Raw genomic sequence first — 17,089 nt, 5'->3', positions numbered from 1 at the left:
CTCGCTATTCATAATCGGAGAGTCGGAGGGATGCTGGCGGATTCCGCCGACTCGTTCATTCGGTATTCGTTTGCCCGGAGAGCCATAGCGCTCTCTAGCCCTCTCGCAAGCAACCACGTAGCTGTGAGGTCGCGCTCGACGGCCGTACTCAGTACGTGCATGAAGAGACACGCCGTTATCTCACGGACTGCTCGCTGTCCATCTCGGTCGACATTTCGGGCGAGAAGTACCGTGGGGTGTCGAAGCCGGTTCGATTATCGTGACGATTCGTCGCTGTTTACCCGTTGTAGTAGGCGGTCTCCACGGCCGCCCCATTGACCTCGGCGGCGGCCGCACAGACGGTGTGCTCGAAGTCGGCATCGTACACTTCGCGAGCGGCGGCGTCTGCGGTGTCCGCGGCCAGCGGGTACGGTTCGGGGTCGTTTTTCTCGTACGTTGCGACGAGCGTCGGCTCGGTCACGCGCTTGACGTGGAGCGCGTCGGACCGGACGGTCCCGATGTAGGCCTCGTCATCGTCGACGACGCCGGCAATCCGGGGCGTATCGTAGTCGTCCTTCTCGTAGTCGAGCGCGAACAGCGCGGTGACGAGAGCGTCGCGGGGGGGATAGCCGAGGTCGAGCTTCTCCGCGACGGGATCGACGTGTGATCCGTTGCCGACGACCGCGAGGCCGTCGGTGTCTCCGGCGGTCCGGACACAGTTGTAGGCGATGTACGGATTGTCCGTTTCGGGGGCGTCCGGCGTTGGACCGACGGTGAGTGCGTCTTCGCGGGCGGTGACGTGACGGTTCGGGAACGATCGGGAAGAGACACGGTACGCCCCGATCCCGGGGCCGACGACGACGAAGCGTCCGACGTACATACACGAGAACGTGTGTAGATCACGGGCAAATAGATGGCGATGTGGGCACATCCGGGCGACCGACCCACGAGCCGGGCGCCACGTAGGGGATGTGCTCGCGGGGCTCGTCGGTGCGCTCCGCAAGACTCATATTCGTCGACCGGCTACGAGCGAGTGCGGCGTAAGAAGCGTAGTTCCATGGGGTAGCGGCCAATCCTGAAGCCTTCTGGGGGCTTCGACCCAGGTTCGAATCCTGGTGGAACTATACTCCGTTCTCGTTGTCTACCCTCGGATTTGTTACCCTCCCGGCTCTCGTCTGACGTGCGTCAGCCAGACGCGGGCGCCGTTTCGGGTGGAGGCCGGTAGGCGACGCGCTCTCGACTCCGGGCGAGTACTACGGTGATTCCTCGCGTTCCTCTCGGTCCATCGCGTCGAGTTCGCGCTCGGGGTTGTATTCGCTTTCGTCCCCGTGCTCGCCGCCGGCTCTGCCGGTCAGCTCGCCCAGTACCGCCTCGCGTGCGTCCTGTGGTGTGTCGTACTCGTCCGGGGCGAGTCGGTCGAAGACGTCGCCCAGCGTCTCCGTCTCGTTTGGGAGCTCGTTCACGCGATCGCCGTACGCCGCCTTCATCTCACTGGTGTTCGTCGGATATTCCAGGCCGTCGATGGTGTCCTCGAGGATGCTCTCGACGTGCTCGGCGCGCTCGTGCGTGCGTTCGGACGCGTGCTCGTTCGGATCAGCCATATCTGGAACTATCGACGCGACCCGGAAGAACGTAGTGGCCCCGATGGCACCCGCGCGTTCCACGCTCGGGTAGCCTACTTCTCGACGTCGAGGAGTGCGACCCGCTCCCGGACGAGATCACCCAGCGACGTGTCCGTCGCCGCGAGCTCGATCTCCTCGATTTCGAAGAACTCCCGGATCAGCTCCTCATCGCGTGCGTCGAACCCGCCACCCGGCCCGAGGCGTTCGGCGATGGCGTTTGCGCTCGCCGCTTCCGCCCCCTCGGGATCACCGATACCGGGATCGGCGGCGACGAGCGCGACCGCGGGCGAGACGCCCGCCTCGACGCCCATCGTCAGCGCGCGGCGGATCTGTCGGCGACCGGCCGCGTATAACAGCACCTCGACGGCGCGCTCGCGCGCGACGTTCTCCCCGCGTTCGAACGCTCGGTCCGCGTGGTCGAGCGCGCTCGCCAGGTGGTCGCGTCCGGCGACGTATCGGGCGTCGAACGCCTGTACCGTACAGTCGTTCGCGTCGCCGATCTCCCCGAGCGCCTCGACGAACGCTTCGACGTCCTCCACGTCGGCGACGCCTTCGACGAGTCTCACTCGAAATCACCGAGACTGGCCTGCCCGTCGCCCTCCTCCGCGTCGACTCCGCTCCGTTCGCTCGCCTCGCCGTCCGCGTCCGGGGCGGCTGCTGGGTCCGCCGCCACGTCGTCCATCTCGGGGTTCGGGTGACCGGCGGCGGCGAGGACGGATTCGGCGGTCTTGCGCCGCCCGCGGAGCGCGCCGAGGACGGTCGCTTTGTCGGCGTTCCGGAGGCCGCTGCGGTCTTCGACGCCCGCGCGGTAGAGTCGGCGAGCGCGTTTACGCCCGACGCCGCGTACCCCGGCGAGATCGAGCAGCTCCTCGCGAACGCCGTAGTCGACGCGCTTGCGGGCGTCCCGGACTGCACGGACGCAATCGAGATCGAGTTCGCCTGCGAGACGCTCGGCCGCGCCGAGCAGCCACTCCGCGGTTTCGGTCTTTCCGCGGATGTCGCCCGGCCCGACGCCGTAGCGCTCGGCGATGCGGTCCTCGTCGAGCTCCTCCGTCCAGTCCTCCATGAGCGTCGCCGTCTTCAGCGCGGCGAGCCAGTCCTCGAACTCCCCCTCGGAGAACTCGGAGGGCGTCGAGCCGGGGATCTCGTCCGCTCGCTCGTAGAGGATCTCGGTGTACGTCTCCCGATCGCCCGATCGGAGGTAGAGCTCGTACATGTCGGGGGTTCGAGAGACGAGGTGGTAAAAGCCGAGCGGCGTCGTGTCCGCGTCGGCCTCCCTGAGTCCGTGGATCATCTCCGCGGCGCTCATCGGGTCGACGTAGAGCCGCGAGACGAGATGGCCGGTCTCGCTCGCGCGGAGGCCGTCGTCGTCGCGCTCGACGAACCCGTTCGCGTCGAGGTACGCGAGTACGTCGTCGGTCACCGACGCGAGCCGCCCGGCTTCGTCCGTCTGTTCGGCGTAGAGCGTTCCGTCGAGGAACTCCAGCAGCTCGGATCGCGTCGTGGCGAAACCGGTTGCGATGGTCGCCAGGACGTGCGTCCGGAGCGCGGGTTCGGCGGCGAGCTTCGAGCGGACGGGCTCGGGGTCGGCGTAGATGTACTTATCGAACAGCCCTTCGAGCCCGTCGTGGTCGTCCGTCACGAGTACCGCCTCGCCGTACGGGTCGAGACCGGGGCGGCCCGCACGTCCGAACATCTGGTGGACTTCGAGGACGTCGAGGGGTTGCATTCCGCCGGCATCGCCGTCGTAGCGCTGCCAGTCGCGGACGACGACGCGGCGGGCGGGCGTGTTGACGCCGGCCGCGAGCGTCGGCGTCGCGCAGACGGTGCGCACGAGTCGGTCGCGGAAGGCGCCCTCGACGAGCTCGCGGTGCTCCTTCGCCAGCCCCGCGTGGTGGAAGGCCGCACCGCGCTCGACGGCGCTCGCCAGCGTCTCCGAGGTCTCGGTGTCGCTGACCGCGCGGATCTCTTCGGCGACCGACGCGAGCTCGACACGCTGGTCGTCGGTGAGCTCCTTCTCGACGACGGCCGCGAGGCGTTTGGCCGCGCCTTCAGCGTTTCGGCGGGAGTTGACGAAGACGAGCGTCGAGCCGTCGTCATAGAGCGTGTCGCGGACGATCGCGGCCGTCTGACTCTCGCCGCGCTCGACGGGAAGCTCCTTCGTGGTGCCGTCGTCGAGGTGGAGGGCCTGCCCGTAGTGGACGCCGGTGCGGAGTTCGATGGGCCGCCAGTCAGAGTCGACGAGTTCGGCGTCGAGCCACGCCGCGAGCTCGTCGGCGTTCCCGACGGTCGCGGAGAGCGCGACCGTCTGGAGGTCCTCGACGCGCGCACGGAGCTTCGCCAGCGTCACCTCGAGGGTGGGGCCGCGGTGTGCGTCGTCGACGAGGTGAACTTCGTCCGCGACGACACAGCCGAGTCGATCGACCCACGCCGCCCCGTTGCGCACGAGCGAATCGACCTTCTCGGAGGTGGCGACGATCACGTCGTTGTTCGCCAGGCGCTCGCCGTCGCTCTCGTAGTTGCCGGTGGAGACGCCGACGGAGAGACCGAAGCGCTCGAAGCGCTCGAACGCGCTCGCCTTCTCGCCGGCGAGCGCGCGCAGCGGAACGATGTAGAGGGCCTTCTCGCCGCGCTCGACCGCCGCGAGCATCGCCAGCTCCGCGATCAACGTCTTTCCGCTCGCCGTCGGCACGCTCGCCACGAGGCTCTCGCCCTCGGTGACGCCGCGTTCGACCGCCTCGGCCTGCGGGGGGTAGAGCGCCTCGATCCCCTCGCCTTCGAGGTGCTCCGGGACGCCGTCGGGGAGCCCGGTCAGCTCCGTCACTCTCATTGCCCGAGGTAGGCTCCCGCTCGGGTTTAAACTGTCGTCGCCGCCGTCGCGCCCCCGAACGTTTTCCCGGCCCGCCCCCGAGACGGCGCGTATGGTCTCCCCGAACTCCCCGCTGGGTCCGATCCGGGACGCCTTCGAGCGCGAGTACGACGACGCGGTCGTCTACGCCGACCGCGAGAGCGAGGACGTCCTCCACGAGGGGCCGGTCCGGATCGGGGCGAACGGCTGGGTCGAACTTCCCTCCGGCAGACTGATCTCCCCGAGCGCGGTCCACCACGTCGACGAGCGCCCCTGACCACCAGCGCTAAACGCGCGCCGTCCCACCCCACGCGTATGCGCATCGAGTTCGACCGGGACGCCTGTATCGGGATGTTCCAGTGCGTCGTGGAGTGGGAGGCGGGCTTCGAAGAGGACCGCGACACCGGGAAGGCCGTCCTCGTCGACGGCGAGAACGTGGAGGGCGGCGTCTACGCCCGCGACGTGCCCGAGGACGCCGAACTCGACGCGAAGTTCGCGGCCCGCGCTTGCCCGGTCGACGCGATCAGCGTGTACGACGACGACGGCGAGCAGATCGTCTGAGCCCGCACAACGCTTTTGATCCCGGCCCGCGTCCCCCCACTCGTCACGATACCATGTGTCACGCTTGGGAGGAGGTCCTCGACTGGCCGGTGGCGGACGAGCGTGAGGGCACGACCGAATCGGGCGACGTGAACGGCGGAGCGAGGGACGCGTCGTGCCGTCCCGAGCGCTCCGCTTAGACGAGGTCCGCGTACTGGTCGGAGAGCTTCTCCGCGGCCTCGCCGAGCTGGTCGCGCTCGTACTCGGTGAGGTCCCACTCGACGATCTCCTCGACCCCGTCGGCGCCGAGCTTGACGGGGACGCCGAGCGCGGTGTCGCTGTGGCCGAACTCGCCGTCGAGGACCACGCTCGCGGGCAGCACCTCACCGGTGTCGCGCACGATGGCCTCGACGGTGTGGGCGACGCCGGTCGCGGGCCCCCACTGCGTCGCGCCCTTGCGCTCGATGACGTCCATCGCGGAGCGCTGGAGCTCGTCGAGGATGGCCTCCTTCTGGTCGTCGCTGAAGTGCGGGTCGCGGCCGTCGACTCGAACCTTCGAGAAGACGGGGACCTGCGCGTCGCCGTGCTCGCCGAGGATGGTCGCCTCGACGTTCCGCATGGGCGTCTCGAAGCGTTCACTGAGGACGTAGCGGAAGCGCGCGGAGTCGAGGCGCCCGCCGAAGCCGATCACCTTCGAGCGATCGCGCTCGCCCGTCTCGTAGAGGTGGCGGTTGAGCAGGTCGACCGGATTCGAGGTGGTGACGGTGACGAAATCGTCGTTGTACTCGGCGAGCGAGTCGCCGATGTCGGCCATGATCGGCGCGTTGTCGCCCGCGAGGTCGAGCCGCGACTGGCCGGGCTCGCGCGGGATGCCCGCGGTGATGACGACGACGTCGGAGCCCGCGGTGTCCGCGTAGTCGCCCTGCGTCACCACCGTGTTCGAGTCGTACGCGATCCCGTGGTTCGCGTCCGCTGCCTGTCCGACCGTCACGTCTTCCTGATCGGGGATATCGACGAACACGAGTTCGTCCACGACGTCCCGAAGCGCGAGGCTGTAGCCCGCCGCCGCGCCGACCGTCCCCGCCGCACCGACGATGCTCACTTTCGTCATGACAGGTATATCGGATGCGGAGGAGTCCGTTAAGCGTACCGCCACCGGTCGTCGAGGTCGGCACCAACTCTTTTCGGCGCGCACGCCCTCCCTGTGGGTATGAGCGACCGCGACGACCCCGAGGGGTTCGATCGGGAGGCCCAGAAGCGCGAACTCCGCGAGAAGTACGCCCGCGACGCGGAGGACCGCGAGCGCACCGGCCGGATGAGCGAGCTGCTCTTGCAGGGCGCGACGATGACGAACAAGCACTGCGATCGCTGCGGGAACCCGCTCTTTCGCCACGAGGGCCGGGAGTTCTGTCCGACCTGCCAGGCCGAGGGCGAACCCGACGCGGGCGCGACGGAGGCGGGAGCGAACACCGACGCGGGGGCGTCGCCGACGGCCGCGCACGCTGACGAGACTCCCACCGACGCGGATGCGACAGCCGCTGCCGACGCGAGCGACGAGGATGCGGCGACCGCGATCGACGACGGCGCGTCGCGGCCGTCGACCGGACCTCCCACGACGTCCGTGACGAACGTCGCCGACGTCGAGGCCGAGGCCCCGGAAACCCACACGCACGACGCCCGCGCGGAACCCGCCGAGAACGGCGCGACGACCGGCCCTGCCGCGCCGGATCGCGTACGGGACGACGGCATCGCCCACGGGACCGATCCGTCGGGGGACGCGTCCGGCGACGTCCCGGCGGCCCGCGCGGCGCTCTCGCGGAGCGTGGCACGCCTCGCGGAGCGCGCCGCGGCGGCCGACGATCCGCGGCGTGCCCGCGAGCTCGCCGAGGCCGCCCGCGAGGCCGCCGAGGCGCTCGACGCGCTCCGCTGAAAGTTTAACACGCCGGCAGGCGACGTGACGGTGTGAAGATTCTCGTCCCAGTCGACGGCTCCGACTGTAGCTTCCGCGCCCTCGCGTTCGCCGCGGAGATGGCGACCGACTTCGACGCGACGCTCCACGTCGTCCACATCACGGACTCGCGCGACGAGGCGACGGAGGAGACCATCCGCCGCGCCCGCGACGTCTTAGACGCCCACGGAGTCGAGGACGACCCGGACGTCAGAACGGACATCGGCCTCGACTTCCGGCCGTCGAACCGTATCGGCGAGGACATCCTCTCGCTCGTGGCGGACGAGGGGTACGATCACGTCGTGATGGGACACCACGGCGCGGGGACGGTCGAGCGCGCCATCCTCGGGAGCGTGACGGAGACGGTGATGGACGCCGAGCGCGTCCCCGTGACCGTCGTTCCTTAATCCGGGTCCGGTCGCCTCACCGTCAGGGCCGATAGTCGCCCGCGACGACCTCGCGGACGCGTTCGGCCGTCACTTCGCCGACGCCGTCGGCCTCCAGCAGCGTCTCCTCGTCCGCGGTCATGACGGCCTCGACGCTCCCGAAGTGCGAGAGGAGCGCACGCGCGGTCACGGGGCCGACGTCCGCGATGGACGAGACGACGTACTCCTGTTGTTCCGTGAGCGTCTTCGCGCTCTTCTCGCCGTGGACGGACACCTCCCGATCGCGGGTGAGCTGTTCGCGTCCCGCGAGCACGTCGAGCATGTCCGCGGTGTCGTCCTCGTCCTCGGTCCGGAGGACGCTGAGCCCGTAGTCGACGGCGAGCGACGCGAGCGCCCCGCGGATCGCGTTCGGGTGGACGTTCCGCGCGCCGTAGAGGTCGCCCCCTTCGAGGATGAGCACGGGGCGGTCGTAGTGGCGCGCCAGGTCGCGGGCCTGCTCGAAGAGGTCGCGGTCCCCGCCGAGCAGGGTATCGAGGAAGTCCGCGACGCTCTTGCGTTCGAGCGCGACCCGATCGGAGACGACGTAGTCGCCGACCGCGAGCGTCTCAAGGCGCGTCTCGACGTGCTCGCGCTTCGAGAGGTCGCGCGCGATCGTCGACTCCAGTTCGCGCTGGTCGACGACGACCTCGACGTGGTCTTCCTCGGCCGGCGGGTCGGCGCGAGCGACGGCCCCCTCTTCTTCGCTGGCCTCGCCGGCATCGGCGTCCGCTCCGTCGGCCGTCCCCTTTTGGTTCGCCTCGCCGCCCTCCTCGCCCGCGTCGTCCGTCTCCCCCGCGCCGTCGTCGAAGTCCGTGAGCCCCGCTTGCCCGTCCGCGGCACTCCGGACGCCGGCCGCGTCGCCGCCGTCCGCTCCGCCGGTCGCGACGCTCGCGGGCGCGTCGCCGTCCGCGTACTCCGCGAGCGTCTCCTGCCCGCCGAACTCGTCCGCGAAGTCGTCCGCGAGCGACTGGAGGCTCCGAAGCTCCTCTTCCATCTCCTCCTCGCGGCGGCGCGAGATCCAGAAGAACGCCTCGTCGCGGGTGTCCTCCGCCATCAGCACGACGACGCGCCCCTCGGCCTGTCGGCCCGTTCGGCCCTTCCGCTGGACGGAGCGGATCGCGGTCGGGACGGGCTCGAAGAAGCAGACGAGATCGACCTCCGGGACGTCGAGGCCCTCCTCGGCGACGCTCGTCGAGACGAGCACCTCGAACTCCCCGGACTTGAACGCGTCCAAGACCTCCCCCTGCTCCGTTTGGGTCATGCCGTCGGACCCCTCCTTGTCGCCCTGCCCGACGAAGCGTCTGGCGTCGAAGTGGTTCCCGAGGAACTCGGTGAGCGCTTCGGCGGTGTCGCGCGACTCCGTGAAGACGATGACGCGCTCGCCCCCCTCGATGCCGAGCGTCTCGGCGAGGAGCATCCGGACGCGCCGGAACTTCGGGTGGAGCCCGTCGAACGCCTCGGCGCGTCGCATCGCCTCCTTGACGCGCGGTTCGCTCACGAGGCGCTGGGAGGCCTTCGACGCCCCGGAGGAACGCGCGGCGTTCTTCTGTCGCTCGAAGTACCGCCGCACGGATTCGACGCTCTGCGTCTCGACGAGCTCGACGGCGCGCCGGAGCTTCATCACCTCCGCGTGGAGGCTCATCCCCTCGTACCCCTCCGACTGGTCGTTGTCGATGAGCTCGCGGAGCTTCCCCCGCATCCGGTTGAGGTCCTTCTGAGACATGTCGGGCTGCGTCGAGCGCGTCACGCCGAGCTCCTTGAGCGCCTCCAGTCGCTCGGTGATGACGTCGTTCAGCGAGTCCCGGATCTCGAGGACCGCATCGGGGAGCTCGATGCGCTCCCACTCGACGTCCGTGTCGTGGGTGTAGTCGGCGACGTCCGCGTCGTCCTCCGTCATCACGGCGACCTCGCTGACGCCGAGGTTCGCGCAGACGGAGAGGATCTCCTCCTCGTCGCCGCCGGGCGAGGCGCTCATTCCGGTGACGAGCGGATCGGCGGCGTCCGCGTGGTAGCGCTCGGCGATGTAGACGTACGCGTAGTCGCCGCTCGCGCGGTGGCACTCGTCGAAGGTGACGTGGACGACGTCGCGGAGGTCGATCCGCCCCCCGACGAGGTCGTTCTCCACGACCTGCGGCGTGGCGATGACGACGCGCGCGGACCCCCAGAGCTCCGCCCGGTCGTCCGGGCGGACGTCGCCCGTGAAGACGACGATCTCGTCGTCGGGGATCTGGAGGGCCTCCCGGTAGAAGGCGGCGTGCTGCTCGACGAGCGGTTTCGTCGGCGCGAGCAGGAGGCTCTTCGCGCCGACGTCGTCGCGGAGGCGTTCGGCGGTGACGCGGAGGCTCACCGTCGTCTTCCCGAGGCCGGTCGGGAGGCAGACGAGGGTGTGATCGCCGACGGCGGTCTCGACGAGCTCGCTCTGATAGCGGCGGTCCTCGAGGAACCCCTCGGCGAGCAGCGGATGCTCGACGTACGACTGCTCCGGGTCCGCGTCGGTAGCCGCCATTGTCGTCGGTAGTTGGTCGCTCGCTCGGTTAAGCGTTTCCGCGCGCTCAGTCCCCACCAGCGCTTCCGGCCGTCTCGGGTTCGATGTAGACCTTCCGGACGCTCGGGTTCTGCTCGACGAGCGCGTCCTCGATCGCGGTGATGCGCTCGTCCACCTCGCGGGTATCGAGGCCCTCGTCGAACGCGATGTCGGCGGCGACGAGCACGCGATCCGGCCCGAAGTAGACGGTGCGGAAGTCCACGATGCCGGTGACGCCCTCCCAGCCCGCGACCGTCCCGCGCAGTTCGTCCTCCTCGTTCTTCTGGAGGGACTCCCCGAGCAGGAGGCGCTTGTTCTCCCACGCGAGCGCGAGCGCGAACCCCATCAGCAGGAGGCCGATGCAGAGCGCCGCGAGGCCGTCCCAGAGCGGGTTCCCGGTGTAGTCGGTGAGGAAGACGCCGAGGAACGCGAGAACGATGCCGCTGACCGCGACGGTGTCCTCGGTGAACGCGGTGAGCGTCGTGATGTTGCTCGTCTTCTTGAACGCCTCGACGAAGCTCGTCCAGCCGTGCTCGTCCATGTCGATCCGCATCCCGCGGTAGGCGGTGACGAGCGCGTAGGTCTCGAAACAGAACGCGCCGACGAGCACGACGTAGTTGACGTAGACCGCGCGGAAGCTCGCGCCCAACACCTCGACTTGCCCGTGGAGCGCGCTCGCGTGGCCGTGGACGATCGCCTCGTAGCCGTGCGTGAGCGACATCCAGCCCGCGATGCCGAAGAGGAGGACGCTCACGAGGAAGCTGTAGAAGAACTGCGCTTTCCCGTATCCGAAGGGGTGGGTGCGGTCGGCCTCCCGACCGCTGTACCGGAGGCCGATGAGCAAGAAGACCTGATTCCCCGTATCGGAGATGGAGTGATACGTCTCCGAGAGCATCGCTGGGCTCCCGGTCAGCAGAAAGCCGAGGAACTTCATGATCGCGATGGCGCCGTTCGCGACGCCCGCCGCGATCACGACTCGCTTCGAACTCGCCATTGACGGAACGAGGAGCGGCCGCCACCTAAAAGCACCCGCCGCGTCGCCGCATCTTTCTCTCCCCCGCCCGAACTCCCGGGTATGTTCGCCGTCCTCAGCGACACGCACAGCCGGACCGGTCACGAACTCGCGGGCGCGGCCCACGACGCCGTCGACGGCGCGGACGCCGTGCTCCACGCGGGCGACTTCACGACCGCGGCGGCCCTCGACGCCTTCCACGACGCCGCCGACCGCCTCCACGCCGTCCACGGCAACAGGGACGTCGACGCCGTCCGCGAACGCCTCCCCGAGGCCCGGACCGTCGACCTCGCGGGCGTCCGCGTCGCGCTCACCCACCGCCGGCGCGGCGGGCCGACCGCCCTCGCCATGTTCGGGCGCGAGCGCGGCGCCGACCTCGTCGTCTCCGGGCACACGCACCGCCCGACCGTCACCGAGACCGAGCACTGCACGTTACTGAATCCAGGAAGTCACGCGGACCCACGGGGAAACCCCGCGTCGCACGCGGTGCTCACGCCCGACGCGGGCGGCCTCGCGGGCGAGATCCGCGACCGCGAGGGGAGCGTTCTCGACTCGTTCCGGGTGGAGGGCCGAAACTAGCGGGCGGACGCGACGCCCGTCGCGCCCGTACCACCCCTTTCGAGGGCACCCGGCAAGGGCCTCCCCCAGGCTCAAACGCGTCTTTCACTCATCGCTCTCCCGGCGGCGGCGAAACCGCTTTGTCGCCCGCGACGCACACCACGCGTATGCTCGGCCTCCCCGGCGATCCGGTGTTCTACGCCCTCCTCGTGCTCGTCCTCGGGTTCTTCTTCTTCTGTTACCTCCTCCTCCGCCGGACGCTCCTGAGCTTCCGCGAGGGCCAGCGCGAGCGCTAGACGACCGCCGCGATCCGCGTCAGCGCCGCCTCGACGTCCGCGCGTTCGATCCCGAGGTGCGTGCAAAAGCGCACGGTCTCCGCGTCCATCGCGCCCCCGAGCACGCCGACGTCGGCGCACCGCTCGACGAACGTCTCAGCGTCGACGGCGGCCGCGGTCGTGTCCACGAGCACGATGTTCGTCTCCGGCGTCGCCGCGCGCAGGCCGCTGAGACCGTCGAGACCGGCCGCGAGGCGCGCCGCGTTCGCGTGGTCGTCCGCGAGGCGCTCGACGTTCTCCGTCAGCGCGATCCGGGCGGGCGCGGCGATCAGCCCCGCTTGGCGCATCCCGCCACCGAGGAGCTTGCGGACGCCGCGCGCCCGCTCGACGAACGCCTCGCTCCCGGCGAGCACCGTGCCGATCGGCGCGCCCAGTCCCTTCGAGAGACAGAGGCTCACCGAGTCGACGTGCGTCGTGAACGCGGCGAGCGGTTCGTCGGCGGCGACGGCCGCGTTGGCGAGGCGTGCACCGTCGAGGTGGACGGGCACGCCGCGCTCGTGCGCCGCCTCCGCGGCGGCCTCGATCGCGTCGGGGGCGGCGACCAGCCCGCCCTTCGCGTTGTGGGTGTTCTCTAGGCAGAGCAGGCCCGTCCCGGGGCGGTGGAGGTCGTCCGCGACGAACGCGTCGGCGACCTGCGCGGCGCTCGGGACGGCGCCGTCGCCCGCGTCGATCGGGCGCGTCTGGAGGCCGCCGTGTTGGGCGAACCCGGCGTTCTCGTAGCGCACGACGTGGCTCTCGGCCTCCACGATGGCCTCCTGGCCGCGCTCGGTGTGGACGCGCGCGGCCGTCTGATTCGCCATCGTTCCCGAAGGGACGTAGAGCGCCGCGTCCGTTCCGAGGCGCTCTGCGGCCGTCGCTTCGAGGTCGTTCACGCTCGGATCCTCACCGTACACGTCGTCGCCGACCGGGGCGTCGGCCGCCGCCGCGCGCATCCGGTCGCTCGGCATCGTCACGGTATCGCTGCGGAGGTCGATCCGCTCTCCTCCCATCTCGCGCTCGCTCATACGCCCCCTCGTCGCCCGTCGCCCAAAACACCGCCCCCTCCGCAAGCGGTTTGGGTCGCCTCGCCGTGGCATCGATATGGACCCGCGCGTTCGGAGACACGCCGAGATCGTCGTCGAGCACTCCACGGACATCGAAGCGGGCGACCGCGTCGTCGTCACCGCCCCGCCCGCCGCCGAGGACTTCGCCGTCGCCGTCTACGAACTGCTCGCGGAGCGCGGCGCACACCCCGTGTCGCTCTCGAACGGCCGCTTCGGGAGTCCGCGCGCCGAGCGCGCCTACCTCCGCAACGTCGATCAGGACGACCTCGACGAACCCGACCACCTCACCGCGCTCTACGAGCGCACCGACGCCGCGATCCGCGTGCGCGGCGACGAGAACGTCACCGAGATGCGCGACGTGGAAGGCGACGCGCAGGCGGCCTACCAGCGCGCCTACGCCCCCGCCCGCTCGGAACTCCTCGATACGCGCTGGTGTCTCACGCAGTATCCGACGCCGGCGAACGCCCAGCTCGCCGACATGAGCACCGAGGCCTACGAGGACTTCGTCTGGAACGCCGTCGACAAGGACTGGGAGGCCCAGCGCGCACACCAACAGCAGATGGTCGAGATCCTCGATCCCGCCGACGAGGTGCGCATCGTCTCCGGCGACGAGACGGATCTCACGATGAGCGTCGCGGGGATGCGGACGCTCAACGACCACGGCGAACACAACCTCCCCGGCGGCGAGGTGTTCACCGCGCCCGTCCCGGACAGCGTCGAGGGCGAGGTCCGCTTCGACCTCCCGCTCTACCACCAGAGCCACGAGATCGAGAACGCCCGCCTGACGTTCGAGGACGGGCGGGTGGTCGAGTACGACGCCGACCGGAACGCCGAGGTCCTCGGCGACGTCCTCGACACCGACGAGGGCGCGCGCTCCCTCGGCGAACTCGGGATCGGGATGAACCGCGACATCGACCGGTTCACCTACAACATGCTCTTCGACGAGAAGATGGGCGACACCGTCCACCTCGCCGTCGGGATGGCCTACGACGACTGTGTCCCCGAGGGCCGCGAACCGAACGAGTCCGCCGTCCACGTCGACATGATCGTCGACATGAGCGAGGACTCGCGCATCGAGGTCGACGGCGAGGTCGTCCAGCGCGACGGGACGTTCCGGTTCGAGGACGGGTTCGAGGAATAGGGTGATTCCGGAGGAGTCGCCGACTATCGAGCGCCGACCGGTCGGAGGCGCGAGGACCAACGCGACGCCCGAGCGACGCGGGGGCATTACGACCCACCGATCGTGGAGGGATAGCGATCCGCGAGCACACGGCGCCGCCGCTCAACGGTCGACGTCCCGCAGAAGCTCTTCGTATCTACTAGTTGTGACGGGAAGTACTTAAACGAGGGCGCGATGGGCCCGGTGACGCCTAGTTATTTGGAGCCGCGTCGCCCCCGTGCGGGTATGCCGGAACTCGACATCGGGGCGTCGCAGGCCGAGTACATCGAGGAGCTGCGCGAGGCGCTCGCCGACGAGTACCTCGACGGCTACGGGGCGATGCGGCCGCGCGACGCGCTCCAATACCTCATCGACCGCCACGAGGCGACCCGGCCGGCGGACGCCCTCGTCCCGGACGCGAACGGCGATGCGGACGCGGGCGAACCCGATGGGTCGAGCGGGGAGCCGGCCGCCGCGGGATCGGACACGGTCGATACGTCGGCCGGGAGCACGACCGTCGAGACGGTGCGCCGCGACGCCGACGCGACGAGCGACGACGCGGATTCGACGACCCGCACCGATCCGTCGCCCTCGCCGTCCGGCTCGGAGAGCCCTCTGCGACAGATGATGGAGCTCTTGGAGGAGCACGACGACGCGTGGGAGGAAGTCGATTCGAGCGACGGGAAATACCGGGTGACGCTGCCGGACGGGTCGACGGCGCACGCGCGGACCCGCGACGACGTGCGCGCGCTCCTGTTCAAACACTACCGCTGAGATGGCCGACACCCGCGAGGAGGGGTCGACGTGTCCGCGCTGTGGCGGTGACCTCGAGACGTTCGTCTTCGAAGGGAAACGCGCCGTCGTCTGCGAGGACTGCGGATACGCGGACGTCCCGGCCGATCACTCGCCGCCCGAACGCGCTGACGAGGAGTCGTGGGCGTCGATCCTGCGGCGCTATCGTCGCGGTGGCAGTGGCGATACGACCGATAGCGACGGCGCGGACGACGGGACGGCGTAACTCGTTACTCTTCGGGGGTCGCTTCGGCCTCTTCGGACTCGCGTTCGCCCTCCTCGGAGCGGGCGGCGACGAGCGCGCCGCGAGCGACGCTGTAGAGGGGTTCGCGGGCGCGCCGAACGCCGCTGACGGAGAAGGGGATGTCGGCCTCGCGGAGGCGCTCGCGGAAGAGCCCCTCGAAGCCGTCGGGGCTCGCGGTGCCACCGGTGACGACGACGGGCACGTCGAGGCCCTCCTCGACGTCCTCCTCGTCGACTTCCTCGACGACGTTCTCGACGACGTAGTCGAGGAGGTTCTCGTAGTAGATGCCGAGCGCGCCCTCGATGCCGCCGACGTCGCTCGTGAAGTCGAGGCGGAAGTCGTCCTCCTTCGTCGTCGTGACCTTATCGACGGGCGTCCCGGTGGCGCGCGCGGCCTGCTCGTCGATCCAGTCGCCCCCGCGGGCGATGGAGAAGCGCATGACCGGCACCGCGTAGTAGGAGAGACAGACGTTCGTCATCCCCGCGCCGAAGCTGATACCGAGACCGGTGAAGTCGTTGTCGGCGAGCTCGCTGTAGATGACGGCCATCCCCTCGTTGATCGGTTCGGGGTCGTACCCCATGTCCGAGAGGATGGATTCGAGGGTCTTCTGGTGGTAGAGCGTGGAGAGATCGGAGTCGATGGGGTCGGCGGGCGTCGAGAAGAAGAGGCGCTCGCCGGGGTGTTGGGGCTCGTCGACGACCTGCTGGAGGATGAGCTTGATCATCGGGATGGCGGACTTCTCGTCGGAGGAGAGGATGCCCGCCTTCATCGGCCGTCGCGTCTCGCGGTTGAAGATGTTCGCGAAGTTCAGGGCGTCGTCGCCGACGACGTACACCTTATCCCCCTTCTTGATGTGGAGGACGTCGCTGCGCGAGAGCATCTGATCGGCCATGTCGCTGTAGTCGAGTTCGACGAACGAGTTGCGCTGTTGGACGAACACCGTCTCCGCGCCCTCCTGTCGCGCGGAGATGAGGTTCATCGTACCGACGTCGAGGCCTTTCGCCATGGTTGTTGGTCGAAATCGCCGATCTTAAAGCTATGGCTCGCCCGGTTCTCGTCCCCACGGGCCGTCTCAGCGCCCGAAGAGGGACTTGACGCGCTCGACGACTCCGTCGTCCGCGGTTGCGACCTCCTCCGCCTGCTGTTTCTTCCGGAGCTCTTGGAGCGCCGCGACCTGATCGTCCGCGCCCTCGCCGGTCTCCTCCGCCGGCTCCTCGTTCCCGCGGAGCTTCTGCAGGGCCGCGACCTGATCGTCCGCGCTCGTGCTCCGCGAGACGTTCGCGTTGTCGGGCGTGAGGTTCGAGCGCTCGACCTCCGCCTCGTCGTCGCCGCCGGCGCTGAGGTTCAGTCGCGTCGTACTCGTCTTCTCGACGCCGCCCCACGAGAGCTCCGAGCCGGACATCGCGTCCTCGATGTCGCGTTCGACCTGCTCGTCGCTGACCGTCTCCGCGTCCCCGGTGGTCGTGCCGTCGCCGCCGGCGCTCCCCGCGCCCGTCGCGGTGCTCGCCGACTGTCGGGCGCGCTCGATCCGGTCGGTGACGAGACCCGCGCCGCCCGCGCCGACGAGCACGACGAGGCCGGCAGAGTAGACGAAGACGCCGAGCGTGCTGTAGTCCGCCGTCCCCTGCACGTTCCAGTGTTGGGGGTAGCTCGCCACGAAGACGCCGACGCCGCCGAGGCAGACGACGGCGCCGAGTCCCGCGGCGTACATCGCCCGCCGGTCGACCGGGAGCAACACGGGGATGCTGAGGAGGAACGCCGGGAGGCCGACGAGCGCGAGCGTGCCCGCGACCTCGCGTAGCTGCCAGTGGAAGTGCACGCTCGCCGGGATCGTCGAGGACCACCCGAACACGACCGCGCCGAGAACGCCGAGCGTCGCGCCCGCGAAGAACAGCCCGAACCCGACGTAGACGTCCACCAGCCGCTCCGGTTCGCCGAGATACCGACGGTACACCCGGACGAGTCCGTCCGTCACCCGCTCGGTCGTCTCACTCTCCATGCACACACGTCTAGCAGCCTGCGTTAAGACTGTTCGCCAGCGTACCCCGCGAGCGACACGG

19 protein-coding genes and 1 tRNA gene are annotated in these 17,089 nt (G+C 69.6%); 10 read left to right on the top strand and 10 right to left on the bottom strand.

Annotated elements, in window-relative coordinates; genetic code table 11:
* Positions 1 to 277 precede the first annotated feature (277 nt).
* Positions 278 to 859, bottom strand: coding sequence for an IMP cyclohydrolase (locus J2754_RS11640; protein ID WP_211087530.1), 582 nt, complete (start codon positions 857 to 859; stop codon positions 278 to 280).
* A 171-nt stretch (positions 860 to 1,030) separates the two neighbouring features.
* Here J2754_RS11640 and J2754_RS11635 point away from each other — a divergent pair.
* Positions 1,031 to 1,103 (top strand) — tRNA-Gln (locus tag J2754_RS11635).
* A gap of 129 nt (positions 1,104 to 1,232) precedes the next feature.
* Here J2754_RS11635 and J2754_RS11630 read toward each other — a convergent pair.
* The 3 genes from J2754_RS11630 to J2754_RS11620 all read right to left on the bottom strand — a co-directional run bounded on the left by J2754_RS11630 (position 1,233) and on the right by J2754_RS11620 (position 4,431).
* Positions 1,233 to 1,580, bottom strand: a complete 348-nt coding sequence (locus J2754_RS11630; RefSeq protein WP_211087529.1) for a DUF5789 family protein — start codon at positions 1,578 to 1,580, stop codon at positions 1,233 to 1,235.
* A 74-nt stretch (positions 1,581 to 1,654) separates the two neighbouring features.
* Positions 1,655 to 2,167 carry a KEOPS complex subunit Cgi121 gene (cgi121, locus tag J2754_RS11625; RefSeq protein ID WP_211087528.1) on the bottom strand — a complete coding sequence of 171 codons (513 nt, stop codon included), beginning with the start codon at positions 2,165 to 2,167 and terminating at the stop codon, positions 1,655 to 1,657.
* Positions 2,164 to 4,431, bottom strand: a complete 2,268-nt coding sequence (locus tag J2754_RS11620; protein WP_211087527.1) for an ATP-dependent DNA helicase — start codon at positions 4,429 to 4,431, stop codon at positions 2,164 to 2,166. Before J2754_RS11620 ends, cgi121 begins: the two co-directional genes overlap by 4 nt.
* 91 nt (positions 4,432 to 4,522) lie before the next feature.
* Here J2754_RS11620 and J2754_RS11615 point away from each other — a divergent pair, with 91 nt between their 5' ends.
* Both J2754_RS11615 and J2754_RS11610 read left to right on the top strand, forming a co-directional pair.
* Positions 4,523 to 4,726, top strand: coding sequence for a hypothetical protein (locus tag J2754_RS11615; RefSeq protein ID WP_188876254.1), 204 nt, complete (start codon positions 4,523 to 4,525; stop codon positions 4,724 to 4,726).
* A gap of 38 nt (positions 4,727 to 4,764) precedes the next feature.
* Positions 4,765 to 5,010, top strand: coding sequence for a ferredoxin (locus tag J2754_RS11610; protein WP_188876255.1), 246 nt, complete (start codon positions 4,765 to 4,767; stop codon positions 5,008 to 5,010).
* Between the two features lie 175 nt (positions 5,011 to 5,185).
* Here the strand turns inward: J2754_RS11610 and mdh are convergent, their stop codons facing one another.
* Complete coding sequence (gene mdh / locus J2754_RS11605) at positions 5,186 to 6,100, bottom strand: malate dehydrogenase (RefSeq protein ID WP_211087526.1); 915 nt, start codon at positions 6,098 to 6,100, stop codon at positions 5,186 to 5,188.
* Positions 6,101 to 6,199: 99 nt separating this feature from the next.
* Between mdh and J2754_RS11600 the strand changes: the two genes are divergently transcribed.
* Together J2754_RS11600 and J2754_RS11595 are read left to right on the top strand one after the other, a co-directional pair.
* Positions 6,200 to 6,919, top strand: coding sequence for an Sjogren's syndrome/scleroderma autoantigen 1 family protein (locus tag J2754_RS11600; protein ID WP_211087525.1), 720 nt, complete (start codon positions 6,200 to 6,202; stop codon positions 6,917 to 6,919).
* Between the two features lie 32 nt (positions 6,920 to 6,951).
* On the top strand, positions 6,952 to 7,344 hold the full coding sequence (locus J2754_RS11595; RefSeq protein ID WP_211087524.1) for a universal stress protein: 393 nt from the start codon (positions 6,952 to 6,954) through the stop codon (positions 7,342 to 7,344).
* A gap of 22 nt (positions 7,345 to 7,366) precedes the next feature.
* Here the strand turns inward: J2754_RS11595 and J2754_RS11590 are convergent, their stop codons facing one another.
* Positions 7,367 to 9,868, bottom strand: coding sequence for a DEAD/DEAH box helicase (locus J2754_RS11590; protein ID WP_211087523.1), 2,502 nt, complete (start codon positions 9,866 to 9,868; stop codon positions 7,367 to 7,369).
* Between the two features lie 46 nt (positions 9,869 to 9,914).
* Complete coding sequence (locus J2754_RS11585) at positions 9,915 to 10,880, bottom strand: cation diffusion facilitator family transporter (protein ID WP_211087522.1); 966 nt, start codon at positions 10,878 to 10,880, stop codon at positions 9,915 to 9,917.
* A gap of 81 nt (positions 10,881 to 10,961) precedes the next feature.
* Between J2754_RS11585 and J2754_RS11580 the strand changes: the two genes are divergently transcribed.
* Both J2754_RS11580 and J2754_RS16480 read left to right on the top strand, forming a co-directional pair.
* On the top strand, positions 10,962 to 11,477 hold the full coding sequence (locus J2754_RS11580; protein ID WP_211087521.1) for a metallophosphoesterase: 516 nt from the start codon (positions 10,962 to 10,964) through the stop codon (positions 11,475 to 11,477).
* A 146-nt stretch (positions 11,478 to 11,623) separates the two neighbouring features.
* Positions 11,624 to 11,752 (top strand): DUF7859 family protein, encoded by a 129-nt coding sequence (locus tag J2754_RS16480; protein ID WP_268238644.1) that lies wholly within the window; start codon positions 11,624 to 11,626, stop codon positions 11,750 to 11,752.
* Here J2754_RS16480 and J2754_RS11575 read toward each other — a convergent pair.
* Positions 11,749 to 12,795, bottom strand: a complete 1,047-nt coding sequence (locus J2754_RS11575; RefSeq protein WP_245332996.1) for a threonine aldolase family protein — start codon at positions 12,793 to 12,795, stop codon at positions 11,749 to 11,751. The genes J2754_RS16480 and J2754_RS11575 overlap by 4 nt on opposite strands.
* 76 nt (positions 12,796 to 12,871) lie before the next feature.
* Here J2754_RS11575 and J2754_RS11570 point away from each other — a divergent pair, with 76 nt between their 5' ends.
* From J2754_RS11570 to J2754_RS11560, 3 genes are all read left to right on the top strand, one after another.
* The gene (locus J2754_RS11570; RefSeq protein WP_211087520.1) at positions 12,872 to 13,975 is read left to right on the top strand and encodes an aminopeptidase; all 1,104 of its coding nucleotides are present in this window, start codon (positions 12,872 to 12,874) and stop codon (positions 13,973 to 13,975) included.
* A 264-nt stretch (positions 13,976 to 14,239) separates the two neighbouring features.
* Positions 14,240 to 14,767 (top strand): hypothetical protein, encoded by a 528-nt coding sequence (locus J2754_RS11565; RefSeq protein WP_188876264.1) that lies wholly within the window; start codon positions 14,240 to 14,242, stop codon positions 14,765 to 14,767.
* A 1-nt stretch (position 14,768) separates the two neighbouring features.
* Complete coding sequence (locus J2754_RS11560; RefSeq protein WP_188876265.1) at positions 14,769 to 15,011, top strand: hypothetical protein; 243 nt, start codon at positions 14,769 to 14,771, stop codon at positions 15,009 to 15,011.
* A gap of 4 nt (positions 15,012 to 15,015) precedes the next feature.
* On the opposite strand, the gene J2754_RS11555 is transcribed toward J2754_RS11560, so the two are convergent.
* Both J2754_RS11555 and J2754_RS11550 read right to left on the bottom strand, forming a co-directional pair.
* Positions 15,016 to 16,035 carry a disk-shape morphogenesis protein volactin gene (locus J2754_RS11555; protein ID WP_188876266.1) on the bottom strand — a complete coding sequence of 340 codons (1,020 nt, stop codon included), beginning with the start codon at positions 16,033 to 16,035 and terminating at the stop codon, positions 15,016 to 15,018.
* Between the two features lie 66 nt (positions 16,036 to 16,101).
* The gene (locus J2754_RS11550; protein ID WP_188876267.1) at positions 16,102 to 17,028 is read right to left on the bottom strand and encodes a cell division protein CdpA domain-containing protein; all 927 of its coding nucleotides are present in this window, start codon (positions 17,026 to 17,028) and stop codon (positions 16,102 to 16,104) included.
* Positions 17,029 to 17,089 lie beyond the last annotated feature (61 nt).

The sequence above is a fragment of the Halarchaeum nitratireducens genome (genome assembly GCF_017874695.1).
GTDB classification, from domain to species: Archaea; Halobacteriota; Halobacteria; order Halobacteriales; family Halobacteriaceae; genus Halarchaeum; species Halarchaeum nitratireducens.
Note: the sequence above shows the minus strand (reverse complement) of the source record. Positions and strands in the feature narration are given on the sequence as shown.

Bases quoted from the DNA above. Each gene is read 5' to 3' on its own strand.
- J2754_RS11640 (WP_211087530.1), bottom strand. From the start codon at position 859: ATGTACGTCGGACGCTTCGTCGTCGTCGGCCCCGGGATCGGGGCGTAC.
- J2754_RS11630 (WP_211087529.1), bottom strand. From the start codon at position 1,580: ATGGCTGATCCGAACGAGCACGCGTCCGAACGCACGCACGAGCGCGCC.
- J2754_RS11620 (WP_211087527.1), bottom strand. From the start codon at position 4,431: ATGAGAGTGACGGAGCTGACCGGGCTCCCCGACGGCGTCCCGGAGCAC.
- J2754_RS11615 (WP_188876254.1), top strand. From the start codon at position 4,523: ATGGTCTCCCCGAACTCCCCGCTGGGTCCGATCCGGGACGCCTTCGAG.
- J2754_RS11610 (WP_188876255.1), top strand. From the start codon at position 4,765: ATGCGCATCGAGTTCGACCGGGACGCCTGTATCGGGATGTTCCAGTGC.
- mdh (WP_211087526.1), bottom strand. From the start codon at position 6,100: ATGACGAAAGTGAGCATCGTCGGTGCGGCGGGGACGGTCGGCGCGGCG.
- J2754_RS11600 (WP_211087525.1), top strand. From the start codon at position 6,200: ATGAGCGACCGCGACGACCCCGAGGGGTTCGATCGGGAGGCCCAGAAG.
- J2754_RS11590 (WP_211087523.1), bottom strand. From the start codon at position 9,868: ATGGCGGCTACCGACGCGGACCCGGAGCAGTCGTACGTCGAGCATCCG.
- J2754_RS11585 (WP_211087522.1), bottom strand. From the start codon at position 10,880: ATGGCGAGTTCGAAGCGAGTCGTGATCGCGGCGGGCGTCGCGAACGGC.
- J2754_RS11580 (WP_211087521.1), top strand. From the start codon at position 10,962: ATGTTCGCCGTCCTCAGCGACACGCACAGCCGGACCGGTCACGAACTC.
- J2754_RS16480 (WP_268238644.1), top strand. From the start codon at position 11,624: ATGCTCGGCCTCCCCGGCGATCCGGTGTTCTACGCCCTCCTCGTGCTC.
- J2754_RS11575 (WP_245332996.1), bottom strand. From the start codon at position 12,795: ATGAGCGAGCGCGAGATGGGAGGAGAGCGGATCGACCTCCGCAGCGAT.
- J2754_RS11570 (WP_211087520.1), top strand. From the start codon at position 12,872: ATGGACCCGCGCGTTCGGAGACACGCCGAGATCGTCGTCGAGCACTCC.
- J2754_RS11565 (WP_188876264.1), top strand. From the start codon at position 14,240: ATGCCGGAACTCGACATCGGGGCGTCGCAGGCCGAGTACATCGAGGAG.
- J2754_RS11560 (WP_188876265.1), top strand. From the start codon at position 14,769: ATGGCCGACACCCGCGAGGAGGGGTCGACGTGTCCGCGCTGTGGCGGT.
- J2754_RS11555 (WP_188876266.1), bottom strand. From the start codon at position 16,035: ATGGCGAAAGGCCTCGACGTCGGTACGATGAACCTCATCTCCGCGCGA.
- J2754_RS11550 (WP_188876267.1), bottom strand. From the start codon at position 17,028: ATGGAGAGTGAGACGACCGAGCGGGTGACGGACGGACTCGTCCGGGTG.